The sequence below is a fragment of the Sphingomonas sp. BK481 genome (assembly GCF_014194875.1).
Lineage (GTDB): Bacteria > Pseudomonadota > Alphaproteobacteria > Sphingomonadales > Sphingomonadaceae > Sphingomonas > Sphingomonas aerolata.
On record NZ_JACIAP010000014.1, the window covers coordinates 23364 to 36709 of the forward strand.

At 68.1% G+C, this 13346-nt stretch carries 8 protein-coding genes; 2 read left to right on the top strand and 6 right to left on the bottom strand.

Annotated elements, in window-relative coordinates:
• Nucleotides 1-128: 128 nt before the first annotated feature.
• The 4 genes from FHY04_RS19280 to FHY04_RS19295 all read right to left on the bottom strand — a co-directional run bounded on the left by FHY04_RS19280 (nucleotide 129) and on the right by FHY04_RS19295 (nucleotide 8736).
• A complete protein-coding gene (locus FHY04_RS19280; protein WP_183937492.1) occupies nucleotides 129-3482 on the bottom strand; it encodes a carboxypeptidase regulatory-like domain-containing protein in 3354 nt (1117 codons plus the stop codon).
• 216 nt (nucleotides 3483-3698) lie between these two features.
• The gene (gene ligA, locus FHY04_RS19285) at nucleotides 3699-5843 is read right to left on the bottom strand and encodes an NAD-dependent DNA ligase LigA (protein WP_183937493.1); all 2145 of its coding nucleotides are present in this window, start codon (nucleotides 5841-5843) and stop codon (nucleotides 3699-3701) included.
• Between the two features lie 41 nt (nucleotides 5844-5884).
• On the bottom strand, nucleotides 5885-7549 hold the full coding sequence (gene recN, locus FHY04_RS19290) for a DNA repair protein RecN (RefSeq protein ID WP_183937494.1): 1665 nt from the start codon (nucleotides 7547-7549) through the stop codon (nucleotides 5885-5887).
• Nucleotides 7550-7767: 218 nt separating this feature from the next.
• Nucleotides 7768-8736, bottom strand: coding sequence for an outer membrane protein assembly factor BamD (locus FHY04_RS19295; RefSeq protein WP_107045237.1), 969 nt, complete (start codon nucleotides 8734-8736; stop codon nucleotides 7768-7770).
• A gap of 236 nt (nucleotides 8737-8972) precedes the next feature.
• On the opposite strand from FHY04_RS19295, the gene FHY04_RS19300 reads away from it, so the two are divergent.
• The gene (locus tag FHY04_RS19300; RefSeq protein ID WP_056407511.1) at nucleotides 8973-9797 is read left to right on the top strand and encodes a hypothetical protein; all 825 of its coding nucleotides are present in this window, start codon (nucleotides 8973-8975) and stop codon (nucleotides 9795-9797) included.
• Here FHY04_RS19300 and FHY04_RS19305 read toward each other — a convergent pair.
• The gene (locus FHY04_RS19305; RefSeq protein WP_183937495.1) at nucleotides 9773-11356 is read right to left on the bottom strand and encodes a glycerol-3-phosphate dehydrogenase; all 1584 of its coding nucleotides are present in this window, start codon (nucleotides 11354-11356) and stop codon (nucleotides 9773-9775) included. The genes FHY04_RS19300 and FHY04_RS19305 overlap by 25 nt on opposite strands.
• Before the next feature lie 89 nt (nucleotides 11357-11445).
• Here FHY04_RS19305 and glpK point away from each other — a divergent pair, with 89 nt between their 5' ends.
• Nucleotides 11446-12939: a glycerol kinase GlpK gene (gene glpK / locus FHY04_RS19310; protein WP_183937496.1), complete on the top strand. Its 1494-nt coding sequence runs from the start codon at nucleotides 11446-11448 to the stop codon at nucleotides 12937-12939.
• A gap of 17 nt (nucleotides 12940-12956) precedes the next feature.
• Here the strand turns inward: glpK and FHY04_RS19315 are convergent, their stop codons facing one another.
• The gene (locus FHY04_RS19315) at nucleotides 12957-13337 is read right to left on the bottom strand and encodes a hypothetical protein (RefSeq protein WP_183937497.1); all 381 of its coding nucleotides are present in this window, start codon (nucleotides 13335-13337) and stop codon (nucleotides 12957-12959) included.
• Nucleotides 13338-13346: the final 9 nt, after the last annotated feature.

A 13346-nucleotide genomic window follows, 5' to 3' on the forward strand; every position in this document is an offset into this window, starting at 1 on the left:
GGCGCAAAAGCGCTTGCAGCTCCAGGAGATTTTCGTGCCAGCGGCGAAGGGCCGGCGACCAGACGCGAAAGGGCCGCCGTTTCCCATCTGGAAACGGCGGCCCGGTCGTCACGTCGAGGCGATAGGGCTCAGAAGCTGAACCGTGCGCCGACGCGGATCGAGTAGAGCGACTGACGCGAATAGATCGTGTCGCTCGGCGCCGATGCGGGCGCGCTGTACCGATATTGTGCGCAGGCCTGGCTCGAATTCGCCGTGACCGCTGCGCCCGGCGCGGTGCCGGTCGCGACCGCCGTCTGAAGGCACTGAACGCGAACCGCCGGGATCGTGTACGGGAACTGGTATTCGCGGATCTGGCCCCAGTTCTTGTTCAGGAAGTTGGTGACGTTCTCGATATCCGCGAACAGCTGGACGCGGCTGGCGCCGACGAAGGTCGGGATTTCCTGCGACAGATGAAGGTCGAAACGCGTGAACCACTTCGAGTTGAAGCCGTTGCGCGGCGTGATCTTGCCACGATACTTCTTCAGGTCGGTCGAGTTGATCAGCGCCTCGAACGTGTCCCGCGTTGCCACGCTGTCATACGACACCAGCGCATCGGTGGTCGAGGTCGGCACGTAGAGGAGGTAGCGCGATGCGCTGCCGATCGTGCCGAACACCGGCGACCGGTTCGAGGACAGATCCTGCATCGTGTAGCTGTACGGGCGACCGATACGCGTCTCGCCGAACAGCGTGAAGTTGGTCTTGTAGTCGCCGAAGAACGCGTGGTTGAAGCTGACGTTATACTTGATGTTGTGCTTCACCTGGTCGTTCGAGATGCCATAGGCGGCGCCATTGGCATCGAGGAACGCGCCATTGCCGTAGTTGGACGACGCGGTCGACGAGGTTGCCGGCGCCTGATCCTTGATGTCCTGATAGGTGTAGCTGACGCCCAGGTTGAGGCCGAAATCGAAGTCCTTGCTGACGCGCGCGACGCCGATGTAGCTGCGGCCACGCGTGGTGTTCGTCAGATACAGGTCCGAATTGGTGTCGGCGAACGTGGTCCGCGAGGCATAGCGTACGCGGCCATCTGGCGTCCGCAATGCCGTCGGCGCGACGCGCAGATCGGTGAAAAACACCTGGTTGCGGACGTCGGACCACAGGAAGTCGGCGCCGAAGTGCCAGCCATCGCCGAACGTGCCACCCCAGTTGGGATCATAGTCGGCCGACAGCGTGCCACGCCACTGCGACGGCACCTTGAAGTTCGGATCGAGTGCGTTGGTCGGCGAAAGCGTGTTGACCGTCGCGTTGGTGAGCACGCCATTGGCCGCCGCCGGGACCGCCGTGCCGTTCACGTTGGTCAGGATCGCGCCGCCGTTGGTCTGCGCGTCCGCCGCGGACAGCCCGGCGATCGTGTAGCTGTTGTTGTTGTTCTGGCGGACGTCGATCGCGTTGGTCAGGAAGCCCGTGTTCGAGAAGCTGTTCGAGACATAGACGTCGGGCGCACCGCCCGAGAAGATGCCGATACCGCCGCGCAGCGACACCGCCGACACCGGCTTGAAGTCGAACCCGATGCGGGGCTGGAACACGCCGCGGCCCGAGATATAGGCGGTGTTCGGGAAGTTGTAGCGCGACAGGAATGCCGAGTTCAGCTCGGGACGGCTATGGCCGCCGAACGTGTCGTAGCGTGCACCGTAGGACAGCGTGAACAGGTCGCTCAGGCGCCACGTGTCCTGAACGCCGAAGCTGTAGGACTGGTAGCGGAAGCGCGCGGCACCGTTGACCGGGTCGAGTGACGGAACGGCATTGCCATAGCGGAAACGCTGCGCGTTGCCGGCCTGGAAATCGGCGATCGAGTCGAAGTAGTAATCGCCCGCGGTCCGCTGGACGAACAGGTTGTTGATCTTCGAATCGGTGAACTCACCGAACACGCGGACGTCATGATTGTCCCGCGTCAGGCGTCCCTGCACGAGGCCGCCGAAGCTGCGGCTGGTCAGTTCGTTCGACTGGCGCGAGATGTCCGGTCCGAACGAGACGTTGCCAAAGCCCGACTGGCAGGTGTTGGACAGGTCGTTGTTGGTGGCGGTGCCGGTGCTGCGATCCGAGGTCGGCGCGGTGCAGACCTGCATCTGGGCGAAGCCGCGGCCGAGGATCGGGTCCTGACCGCGCTTGTAGTCCTTGTAGAAACCGCGGATTTCGGTCGAGAATTCCTCGCTCCAGTCGCTGTTCAGCTGCGCGACGCCGGTGTGGAGGCGGTTCGACGATATATAGCCGTTCGACTCGAGGCCGAGCCCGGGCGTGCCCGTGACGAAGGTGTTCTGACCGAGCTGGATCGAATCCTTCGTGTAGAGATAGGTCAGCGACGCGCGCTGCGTATCCGACAGGTTGGCGTCGATACGGGCGACGAGGCGATCGTCGCGATCGTTCGAATCCTGCAGCACACCGCCGGTGTCATAGCCGTAGCGCGAGTCCGCGATCTGCTGGATCTGGGCGACCTGTGCGTCGGTGATGTTGGGGACGACCGTACCGGCGTTGGTGCCGGCGGTACCCTCGACGATCGGGGTGTTCGCACGGATGCGCTCGCCCGCGATCATGAAGAACAGCTTGTCCTTGATGATCGGCCCGGACAGCTCCGCGCCGAAATTCTCGTACTTGAAGTCGGGAATGTTGACGCGGCCGGTGGGAACGCCGGGGCCTGCCTTCGTGCGGTTGCCGGTCAGGCTGTCGTCCGAATAGGCATAGAAGCCCGTGCCGTGGAATTCGTTGGTGCCCGACTTCAGGATTGCGTTGATCGCGCCGCCCTGGAAGTTGCCTTCGCGGACGTCATAGGGCGCGACCTTGGTCTGGAACTGGCCGATCGAATCGAACGGGATAGGCGCGCGGCGGGTCGGCAGGCCGTCGGGGTTGAGGCCGAAATTGTCGGTGACCGGCACGCCGTCGACCGAGAAGCGGTTGAAGCGCGCATTCTGGCCGGCGAACGAAACGGCACGACCGCCCGAGGGGGTGTCGTCGAGACGCGCGAACGGATCGCGGCGCATCAGGTCGCGGACGTCGCGGTTCACGGATGCGACCGAGCCGATCTGCTCGGCGTTCAGGACCGTTGCCGGGCCCTGGCTGACGTTGCGCGCGCGGGGCAGCGACGACGCGGTGATGACGATGTCCGCACCACCAGATTCGGCGGCGGCCAGCTCGATCGGCAGTTCATAGGTCTGCGCGACGGTGGTCTGGATGTCGGTGATCGACGTTTCGGGATAGCCCGCCGCGGTGACCGTGACGGTGAACGGACCACCCACGCGCAGGCCGCCGGCATTGAAGCTGCCCGAGGCGTCGGTCGTCTGCGTCGAGCGCGAACCCGACGGCACGTTCAGGATCACCACCGTCGCGCCGGCTACGGGCGCGCCATTGGCTGTAACAGTGCCGCGGATCGAGGAGGTCGTCTCCTGCGCGGACGCGGCCATCGGCGCGATCAGCGCAATCGCCGCCGCACCCAGGAAAAGGTTGTTACGCATTTGAAATGTCCCCTTTGAGCTTATGCTCGAGATCCGCGACTTGATCGTTCGGTCAGCCGCGCCCCTGCGCTCCAAATATTTCGGTTCCATGACATTGGCGAGTCGCGTGTTGCGCCGGACGCACTCCGTCATATTGCGTTGCAAAAAAGCCACGGCCCGGCATCGACTGGTCCACGACGGAACCAATCTCGATCAAGTGCGTGGCACGCTGCGCGTTCAGCTCGCCGCGACGATCGCCGCCCATTCCGCCTCGGTGATCACGCGAATCCCCAGGTCGGTCGCCTTCTTCAGCTTCGACCCCGCGCCGGGGCCGGCGATGACGAGGTCGGTCTTGGCCGAGACCGACGCCGCGACGCGTGCGCCGAGCAGCTCGGCCTGCGCCTTGGCCTCGTCGCGGCTGAGTGTCTCGAGGCTGCCGGTGAAGACCAGGGTCTGGCCGCTGACGTCCGAATCGCGGGTTTCGTGGACGACGTCCGCGGGCGTCACCTCGCGCAGCAGGTCGAACACGACCGCGCGGTTGTGCGGCTCGGCGCAGAAGCCGATGAGCGCGTTGGCAACCTCGGGGCCGACGCCCGCCGTCTCGATCACGCCGACCAGCAGCTTGTCGCGGCGCAGGACATATTTGCGTTCGGGCTCGCCGATCACCGGCGTGATGCTGTGGTAGAGGAACACCGCGCGGCGCAGCATGCTGCCGAGCGCCTTGGCCGAGCGATAGCGGCGGGCGAGGTCGCGCGCGGTGATCTCGCCGACATGGCGGATGCCGAGCGAGAAGAGGAAGCGGTCGAGCGCGATCTGGCGGCGCGCGTCGATCGCCGCGATCAGCTTGGCCGCCCAGACGCGGCCGTCCTTCTTGCGCGCGACGAGTTGCTCCTCGGTAAGGCGGAAGATGTCGGCGGGCGATTCGATCAGCCCGTCGCGGAAGAACGCCTCGACCAGGGTCTGGCCGAGCCCGCCAATGTCGAAGGCGTGGCGCGAGGTGAAATGGATGAGCCGCTCGACGCGCTGCGCGGGGCAGATCAGCCCGCCGGTGCAGCGATAGACGACCTCGCCCTCCTCGCGCTCGGCGGCCGACCCGCAATCGGGGCAGAGTCGGTCGAAGACATAGGCGGGGCGATCCTCGGCGACGGTCAGGCTCTCGACGATCTGCGGGATGACGTCGCCCGCGCGCTGGACGAGGACGCGGTCGCCGACGCGGACGCCGAGCCGCTCGATCTCGTCGAAATTGTGGAGCGTCGCGTTGGTGACGACGACGCCGCCGACGGTGACGGGGTCGAGTCGCGCGACGGGGGTCAGCGCGCCGGTGCGCCCGACCTGGATGTCGATCGCGTTGAGCGTGGTCTGCGCGCGCTCCGCGGGGAATTTGTGCGCGATCGCCCAGCGCGGCGCGCGCGCGACTTGGCCGAGTCGCGCCTGCCAATCGAGCCGGTCGACCTTGTACACGACACCGTCGATGTCGAAGGGGAGCTCGGCCCGTCCGGCCTCGATCGCACGGTAGATTCCCAAGGCGCCGCGTTCGTCCTCGACGCGCGCGAAGGCGTCGGCGACCGCGAAGCCCCAGGCGCGGAACTGGTCGACGATCGCGGACTGCGTCTCCCCGGGGACCGCGCTCGCCTCGCCCCAGCCATGCGCGAGAAAGCGCAACGTGCGCTCGGCGGTGATGCCCGCGTCCTTCTGGCGGAGCGAGCCCGCGGCGGCGTTGCGCGGGTTGGCGAACTGGCGCGCCTCCTTGCCGGTGTGCTCGGCCTCGGCGAGCAGGCGGGCATTGAGCGCGGCGAAGTCGGCCTTTGCCATGTACACCTCGCCGCGGATCTCGAAGACCGCGGGGAAGGGGGGCTCGCCGGCGAGCGTCTGCGGGATGTCGGCGATCGTGCGGACATTGGCGGTGACGTCCTCGCCGACCTGGCCGTCGCCGCGGGTGAGCGCCTGGACCAGCCGGCCGTCCTCGTAGCGCAGCGAGCAGGACAGGCCGTCGATCTTGGGCTCGGCGGTGAGCGCGACGGGGGCGTCGTCGGCGAGTTTCAGGAAACGGCGGACGCGGCCGACGAACTCCTCGACTTCCGCGTCCGAGAACGCGTTGTCGAGGCTCATCATCGGTTTGGCATGCGCGACCTTCGACAGGTGCCCGGCGGGCGCGGCGCCGACGCTGCCGCTCGGCGAATCGGCGCGGACGCTCGCGGGGAAGGCGGCCTCGATCGCGCTGTTGCGGCGCACCAGCGCGTCATAGGCTGCGTCGCTGATCTCGGGCGCGTCGTCGGTGTGATAGCGCGCATTGTGATAGGCGATGCGCTCGGCGAGCGTCGCCAGCTCGGCGGCGGCCTCCGCTTCGGTGGCGGGAAGGGCGGACGTGGGCAGCGCGGTCATGATCGCGGGGTTAGGCAGCTGCCCCGCGCGCGGCAAGAGTGTCAGGCGGTTTCGAGCAGTCGTTCGGCCTGCGCGCGCGCTTCGTCGGTGATCGTCGCGCCCGAGAGCATGCGCGCGATCTCCTCGCGGCGTTCGGCCTCGTCGAGCGCGCGGACGCCGGTGCGCGTGACGGTGCCGTCGTTGCTTTTCGCGATCAGCAGATGCTTGGCGCCGCGTGCCGCGACCTGCGGGCTGTGCGTGACGACGAGCAGCTGCGTGCTCTGCGCGAGCCGTGCGAGTCGCTCGCCGATCGCGCTGGCGACAGCGCCGCCGACGCCGCGGTCGATCTCGTCGAACACCATCGTCGTCGCGCCGCCTTCTTCCGCGAGCGCGACCTTCAAGGCGAGGATGAAGCGCGACAATTCGCCGCCGCTGGCGATCTTGGTGAGGCCGGCGAAGGGCGCGCCGGGGTTGGTCGAGATCTCGAATTCGACACGGTCCTTGCCTGCGCCCGACCAGCCGTCCTCTCCGAGCGGGGCGCAGATGGTGCGGAAGCGGGCGGCGTCGAGCTTGAGCGGCGCAAGCTCGCCCGCGACCGCGGTGTCGAGTCGCAGCGCAGCCTTGGCGCGCCGGGCCGAGAGCGCGTCCGCGGCCTTGTCGTAGGCGGCGCGCGCCTTGGCGAGCGTCGCCTCGAGCACCGCGATACCGCCTTCGCCTGCGTCGAGTCGTTCGAGCCGGGCGCGCATCTCGTCGGCCAGCGCGGCGAGGTCGTCAGGCTGGACGCGGTGCTTGCGTGCCATCGCGCGGAGTTCGAACAGCCGCGCCTCGTCGTCCTCGAGGCTGCGCGGGTCATAGGCCAGGTCGATCCGCGCATCGCGCATCCGCTCCTCGGCGACCGATCCCTCGATCACCGCGCGGTCGACCGCGGCGAGCGCGTCGGCCAGCGCGACATGATCGCCCGAAATCCGCTCCAGCACGCGCGCGGCTTGGCGCAGCTTGGCGAGCCCGCCATCCGACCCTTCGAGATAGTCGTCGATCGCCGACAGGTCGTCCGCGATCTTCTCCGCGCGCTGCATCGAGCGGCGGGTATCGGCGAGCGTTTCCTCCTCGCCGGGTTCGGCGCCGAGCGCGGTCAGTTCGGCGACGGTGTGTTCGAGCCAGTCGCGGTCGCGCGCGGCGCTCTCGATATCCGCGCGGGCGGTCGCCAGCGCATCCTCGGCCTCGCGCAATGCGGTCCACGCGCGGGTCGTCGCGGCGGGTTCGGTGCGGCCGAAAATGTCGAGCAGCGCGCGGTGGCCGCGCGGGTTGAGCAGGCCGCGCTCGTCATGCTGGCCGTGGATCTCGACCAGCGTCGGCGCCATCTCGCGCAGCAGCCCGGCGGAGGCCGGCTGGTCGTTGACGAAGCCGCGGCTGCCGCCATCGGCCTTGACGATGCGGCGGATGATCAGCGGTTCGCCCGCCTCGATCGTCAGCCCGTTCTCATCGAGCAGCGCCATCAGCGGCGTGCCGGGGGCGGGCGGGTCGAAGGTCGCGGTCACCACCGCCTGCGCAGCACCATGCCGGACCAGTCCGCTGTCGCCGCGGCCGCCGAGCGCAAGTCCGAGCGCATCGAGCAGGATGGACTTGCCCGCGCCGGTCTCGCCGGTCAGCACGCCGAGCCCCGGGCCGAAGCCGAGGTCGAGCGCCTCGATCAATACCACGTCGCGGATGGAGAGTTCTGTCAGCATCGGTTCGTCCCTTAGACGATCCGGATGCGAAAATGATCCCCCAATGTTCTGGTTCGTCAGCGGGGCTAGGGGCCGTCCGTTCTTTCCAAGCGCGCGACGCCAATCGTCATCCTGACGAACGTCAGGACCCAGGGTAACGAGCGTGCCGTTAATGGCTCTGGGTCCTGACTTTCGTCAGGATGACGTTGCTCGGGGGACGGGGCCGAGCCCCTATGTCCTCAGTTGCCGGGCGTGGTGCGCGTGGTGCCGGCGGGGCCGACCGGGCCCGACCCGCCTGCTGCAGCGGAACCAGAGCCGCCATTGCCGGGCGAGCCGGGGATTGCCGGGGTCTCGCCGAGGCCAGCGGCGGGGAGCGCGCCGGGGGTGCCGGCGGGGACGATCTGCGCGCCCGTCGCGATCGGCGCCAGCGGCTTGACCGGATGCTCCTGCATGAGCTTGTACGCACGCTGATACCAGGGCGTGCCCGGATAGTTGCGACCCAGCACGGCCGCGGCCTTCTCGGCCTCGACCGGGACGCCGAGCGCGAGATAGGTCTCGGTCAGACGCATCAGCGCCTCGGGGGTGTGCGTGGTCTGCTGATACTGGTCGATCACGGTGCGGAACCGCCCGTTCGCCGCGAGCCACTGGCCGCGCGTCTCGTAGAAGCGACCAATCTCCATCTCCTTGCCGCCAAGGTGATCGTTGACGAGATCGATCTTCAGCCGCGCATCCGACGCATAGCGCGTGTTCGGATACCGCCGCGTCAGTTCACCCAGTGCGTCGAGCGCCTGGCGCGTGATCTTCTGGTCGCGCGTGACGTCGGTGATCTGCTCGTAATAGCCGAGTGCGATCAGGTAATAGGCATAGGGCGCGTCGCGGTTGCCGGGGTGGACGGCGATGAACCGCTGCGCCGACTGGATCGACTTGGTATAGTCGGTGTCGAGATAATAGCTGAACGCGCTCATGATCTGCGCGCGGCGGGCCCAGATTGAATAGGGATGCTGGCGCTCGACCTCGTCGAACAGCTGCGCCGATTCCTTGTAGCGCCCCTGGTCGAGCCGCTTCTTCGCCAGCGAGTAGAGCGTGCCCACGTCGCGCGCGACATACGGGATGTCGGTGGAGGTGCGCGAACTCGCGCACCCGGCCATGGGGAGCGCTATGGCGGCGAGGAGCGCGATCGAGAGCGCGCGAGACTGGGGGATACGCATGGACGTCGTCCTTAGCGTAACCGGGGGCACGCGAACAATCCCCCCTAGCGAGGGGGTTTGGAGGCGTCTGAAGCAGCGGCCTTCGGGGCGGTCTATTCAGCCACAATTCACCGGTCGACGGGCGGGATACGCCTGGCGCGATGCCGCGTCGACAACGGGACATTCCCGGCGTCTCGCCAGTTGGGCCCCGGGGCGCTATGTCGCGCCAGTCCGCCAGCCTTGAGAAGGAACGTTTGATGCCCGCCACCCTGCTTCACACCCATCGTGTCGAGAAGCCCTGGGGACGCCACACGCTGTGGCCCGGCTTTGACGATCCCGCCCCCGATGCGCCGGCGATCGGCGAGGTCTGGTTTCAGGAGCCCGGCGACACGACCCCCGATCTGCTGATCAAATATCTGTTCACCAGCGAGAAGTTGTCGGTGCAGGTCCATCCCGACGACGACCAGGCGCATGCGCGCGGCCTGCCGCGGGGCAAGGACGAATGCTGGACGGTGCTGGCCGCCGAACCCGATTCGACGATCGCGGTCGGTACCAAGGCGCCGATGTCGCGCGACGACCTGCGCGCGGCCGCGATCGACGGCACCATCGAGGACAAGCTTTACTGGAAGCCGGTCAAGGCGGGCGATTTCATGTACTGCGCCTCCGACACGATCCACGCGATCGGCGGCGGCCTGACGGTGATCGAGGTTCAGCAGAACTCGGAAACCACCTATCGCCTCTATGATTATGGCAGCGACCGCGAACTGCACCTCGACGACGGCATCGCGGTCTCGGATCCGGTGCCCTATCAGCCGATCACGTCACCGGGCGTCGTCTCCGAAGGTCGGACGATCCAGGTCGAAGGCCCCAAGTTCGTGCTCGAGCGCTGGACCGGTGGCGAGCATGCGGTGACCCTGCCCGAGGGGCGGACCGCCTGGCTGATCCCGATCACCGGATCAGGCAGCGTCGCGGGTGTCGCGTTCAAGGCGGGCGAATGCGTCACCGTGACCGGGTCCGAGCGGATCGAGGCCAGCGACGACGCCGACCTGCTGTTCGCCTATGCGGGCGACACGCGGATCTGATCGGGCGCTGCGGCGGGGGGCGGTGCGCCTCCCGCCGCCCCATCGATGCGATCGGCCAGATACGCGTCGATCCGTGCGGCGGCGTCGGCGGGTACGTGCAGCCCGAGCTTGCTGCGGCGATAGAGGATATCGGCCGCCGATCGCGCCCATTCCTGATCGACGAGATAGTCGATTTCCGCAGCATGAAGCCCCGCGCCGAAATCCTCGCCAAGCTCGGCGGTGGTGCGCGCCGCACCGAGGATCCGGTCCACCCGCGTACCGTAGGCACGGCCGAGTCGGCGCAGCAGTGCGGCCGGCAGGTCGGGGTACGCCCGGATCAGCGCTTCGAGATACCGGTCGAAATTGCTCTCGGGCAGATCGCCACCGGGCAGCGCGACCGTCGCGGTCCAGCTCTTCGCCAAGTCCGCGCCGCGATCGGGGAAGAAGGGGGCAAGCTGCGTCATCGCGTGCTCGGCAAGCTTGCGATAGGTCGTGATCTTGCCGCCGAAGATGCTCAGCATCGCCGCGCGATCCTCCGCGGCGTCGAGATCGAGCACATAGTCGCGAGTCACCGCCGACGCGTTGGCGGCGTGATCGTCATAGAGCGGGCGGATCCCCGAATAGCTCCAGACGATGTCGGCGGGGGTGATGCCACGCTGGAAATACCGGTCGATGGTGTCGCACAGATAGGCGGTCTCGGCGGCGTCGATCGTCGCGGGGCCGGGCGCGCCCTGCCACGCCTCGTCGGTGGTGCCGATCAGCGTGAAGCGACCTTCATAGGGAATCGCGAAGACGACGCGCTTGTCCGGGTTCTGCAACAGCAGGGCGTGATCGCCCGCATAGAGGTGCGGCACGACGATATGGCTGCCCTTGATCAGCCGGACGCCGCGGTCGCGGCGCGAATCGGGGACCTTGCCCAGCACATCGGCGACCCAGGGCCCAGCCGCGTTGACGAGGACGCGGGCGGTGACGGTCCGCTCGCCCTGCGCATCGGCGATCGTCGCGGACCAGCCGCCATCCTGACGGGCTGCCGCGACCAGCCGGGTGCGCGTCAGGATCGTCGCGCCCCGCTCCGCCGCACCGCGCGCGTTGAGGACGACCAGCCGGCTGTCCTCCACCCAGCAATCCGAATAGACGAAGGCGCGCGTTGCGCCGGGTTTCAGCCCGTCGCCCAGCGGATCGCGGTCGAGACGCACGGTCCGTGTCGCGGGCAGGATCTTGCGACCGCCGAGATGGTCGTAGAGGAACAGCCCGAGCCGGACCATCCAGGCGGGACGCGGCGAATGCGTCTGCGGCAGGACGAACTGCAGCGGCCAGATGATGTGCGGCGCGATCGCCAGCAGCCGCTCGCGTTCGATCAGCGCCTCGCGCACCAGCCGGAGCTCGCCATATTCGAGATAGCGCAATCCGCCATGGATCAGCTTGGTGCTGGCTGACGAGGTATGGCTGGCGAGATCGTCCTGCTCGACCAGCAGGACCGACAGTCCGCGCCCGGCAGCATCGCGCGCGATCCCGGTGCCGTTGATGCCGCCACCGACGATCAACAGGTCGACGTCGAATTTCGCGGGCGTTTTCATCATCGTCTGCCGTTTACCACTGCGGGCCGACCGGTGGCTAGCCTCGACGCGGGGCGGTGGGGCGGCCTAGAGCGGTCGCAAAGGAGAGCCGCATGGGCCAAGCCACGCACGTCCTCGCGATCGATCAGGGTACGACATCGACGCGCAGCATCCTGTTCGATGCGAGGGCCAGACCGGTCGCGACGGCGCAGCGCGAATTCGCGCAGCATTATCCGCGACTCGGCTGGGTCGAGCATGACCCCGAGGACATCTGGCGCGACACGCTGGCGACCGCGCGCGAGGCGATCGCACGCGGCGGCGTGGCCGCGCGCGACATCGCGGCGATCGGCATCACCAACCAGCGCGAAACCGTCGTCGTCTGGGATCGCGCGACGGGCACGCCGATCTACCCCGCGATCGTCTGGCAGGACCGCCGCACCGCGGATGTGTGTCAGAGCCTGAAGGCCGAGGGCGCGGAACAGATGGTCCGCGACAAGACCGGCTTGCTGCTCGATCCCTATTTCTCGGCGACCAAGATCGCGTGGATCCTCGACACCGTGCCGGGTGCGCGGGCGCGCGCGGACAAGGGGGAGCTCGCCTTCGGCACGATCGACTGTTTCCTGCTGTGGCGGCTCACCGGCGGCGCGGTGCATGCGACCGACGTGACCAATGCCGGGCGCACGCTCCTCTATGACATTCGCCGGCAGGACTGGGACGATGCGCTGTGCCGGCTGCTGCGCGTGCCCCAGGCGATGCTGCCCGAGGTGCACGACAACAGCTATGTGTTCGGCACGACCGCGCCCGGGCTGTTCGACGTCCCGATCCCGATCGCGGGGATGGCGGGGGATCAGCAGGCGGCGTTGTTCGGCCAGGCCTGTTTCGCGCGCGGCATGGTCAAGTCGACCTATGGAACGGGATGTTTCATGCTGCTCAACACCGGCGACACGGCGATCGCATCCGACCACCGGTTGCTGACCACGCCCGCTTATCGGCTGAACGGGCAGATGACCTATGCACTGGAGGGATCGATCTTCGTCGCTGGGGCGGCGGTCAAGTGGCTGCGCGACGGGCTCGGCGTGATCACCAGCGCGCACCAGACGCACGACATGGCGACCGAGGTTCCCGACAGCCACGGCGTCTACATGGTCCCCGCCTTTGTCGGGCTGGGCGCGCCCCACTGGGATCCCGACGCGCGCGGGCTCATCACCGGGCTGACGCTGGGGGCGACGGGAGCGCATCTCGCACGCGCCGCGCTCGAGGCGGTCGGCTATCAGACGCTCGATCTGGCGCAGGCGATGGTCGCAGATGGCGGCGCGGCGCCCGCGACGCTCAGGATCGACGGCGGCATGGCGGCGAACAACTGGCTGTGTCAGTTTCTCGCAGACATGCTCGAGACACCGGTCGAGCGGCCGACGCATCTCGAGACGACCGCGCTGGGCGCGGCGTTCCATGCGGGGCTGGCGACCGGCGTCTGGCCCGATCTCGATGCGTTGTCGCAGACGTGGCGGCGGGGGGCGTGTTTCGAACCGCGGATGGGGCCGAGCGACCGCGCCGCGCTGATCGCCGGCTGGCACGCCGCGTTACGCAAGGCGCTCAGTACGGACTGACGATCGGCGGGGCCGGCTCAGAATGCGACGCGCAGGCCCGTCACGCGCTGGACCAGAACTTCGATCTGGCCGCGATGGAACCCGGCGGCGAGGAACCGCTCGATCTCGGCGACCGGCAGCGCGAAGCCGTGGCGCCACGCATGGACCGAGAGCCGACGCAGCGCCTCGAGCCGCGGGTCGGCCAGCGGCGAGCGCTCGGACAGGCCGAAGATCGTCCGCAGCGCGCGGTCCAGCCGTCCCGGCACCGCCAGGCTGCGCAGGCCGTCCTGCTTCGCAAGCATGATGACATGCCATTCGAGCTGCGTGAACCCGGCCCGGTCTTCGGTCTGCGCGGCGCTGATCGTCGGCCGGCTGGCGACGGGGGCGGCGAACAGGTTGTCGAGGTCGAGATAGGCCATGGTCGGGTC

Excerpts from the sequence above, each read along its gene's own strand:
- recN (WP_183937494.1), bottom strand. The coding sequence starts at position 7,549 with ATGCTGACAGAACTCTCCATCCGCGACGTGGTATTGATCGAGGCGCTC.
- ligA (WP_183937493.1), bottom strand. The coding sequence starts at position 5,843 with ATGACCGCGCTGCCCACGTCCGCCCTTCCCGCCACCGAAGCGGAGGCC.
- FHY04_RS19295 (WP_107045237.1), bottom strand. The coding sequence starts at position 8,736 with ATGCGTATCCCCCAGTCTCGCGCGCTCTCGATCGCGCTCCTCGCCGCC.
- FHY04_RS19305 (WP_183937495.1), bottom strand. The coding sequence starts at position 11,356 with ATGATGAAAACGCCCGCGAAATTCGACGTCGACCTGTTGATCGTCGGT.
- FHY04_RS19315 (WP_183937497.1), bottom strand. The coding sequence starts at position 13,337 with ATGGCCTATCTCGACCTCGACAACCTGTTCGCCGCCCCCGTCGCCAGC.
- FHY04_RS19280 (WP_183937492.1), bottom strand. The coding sequence starts at position 3,482 with ATGCGTAACAACCTTTTCCTGGGTGCGGCGGCGATTGCGCTGATCGCG.
- glpK (WP_183937496.1), top strand. The coding sequence starts at position 11,446 with ATGGGCCAAGCCACGCACGTCCTCGCGATCGATCAGGGTACGACATCG.
- FHY04_RS19300 (WP_056407511.1), top strand. The coding sequence starts at position 8,973 with ATGCCCGCCACCCTGCTTCACACCCATCGTGTCGAGAAGCCCTGGGGA.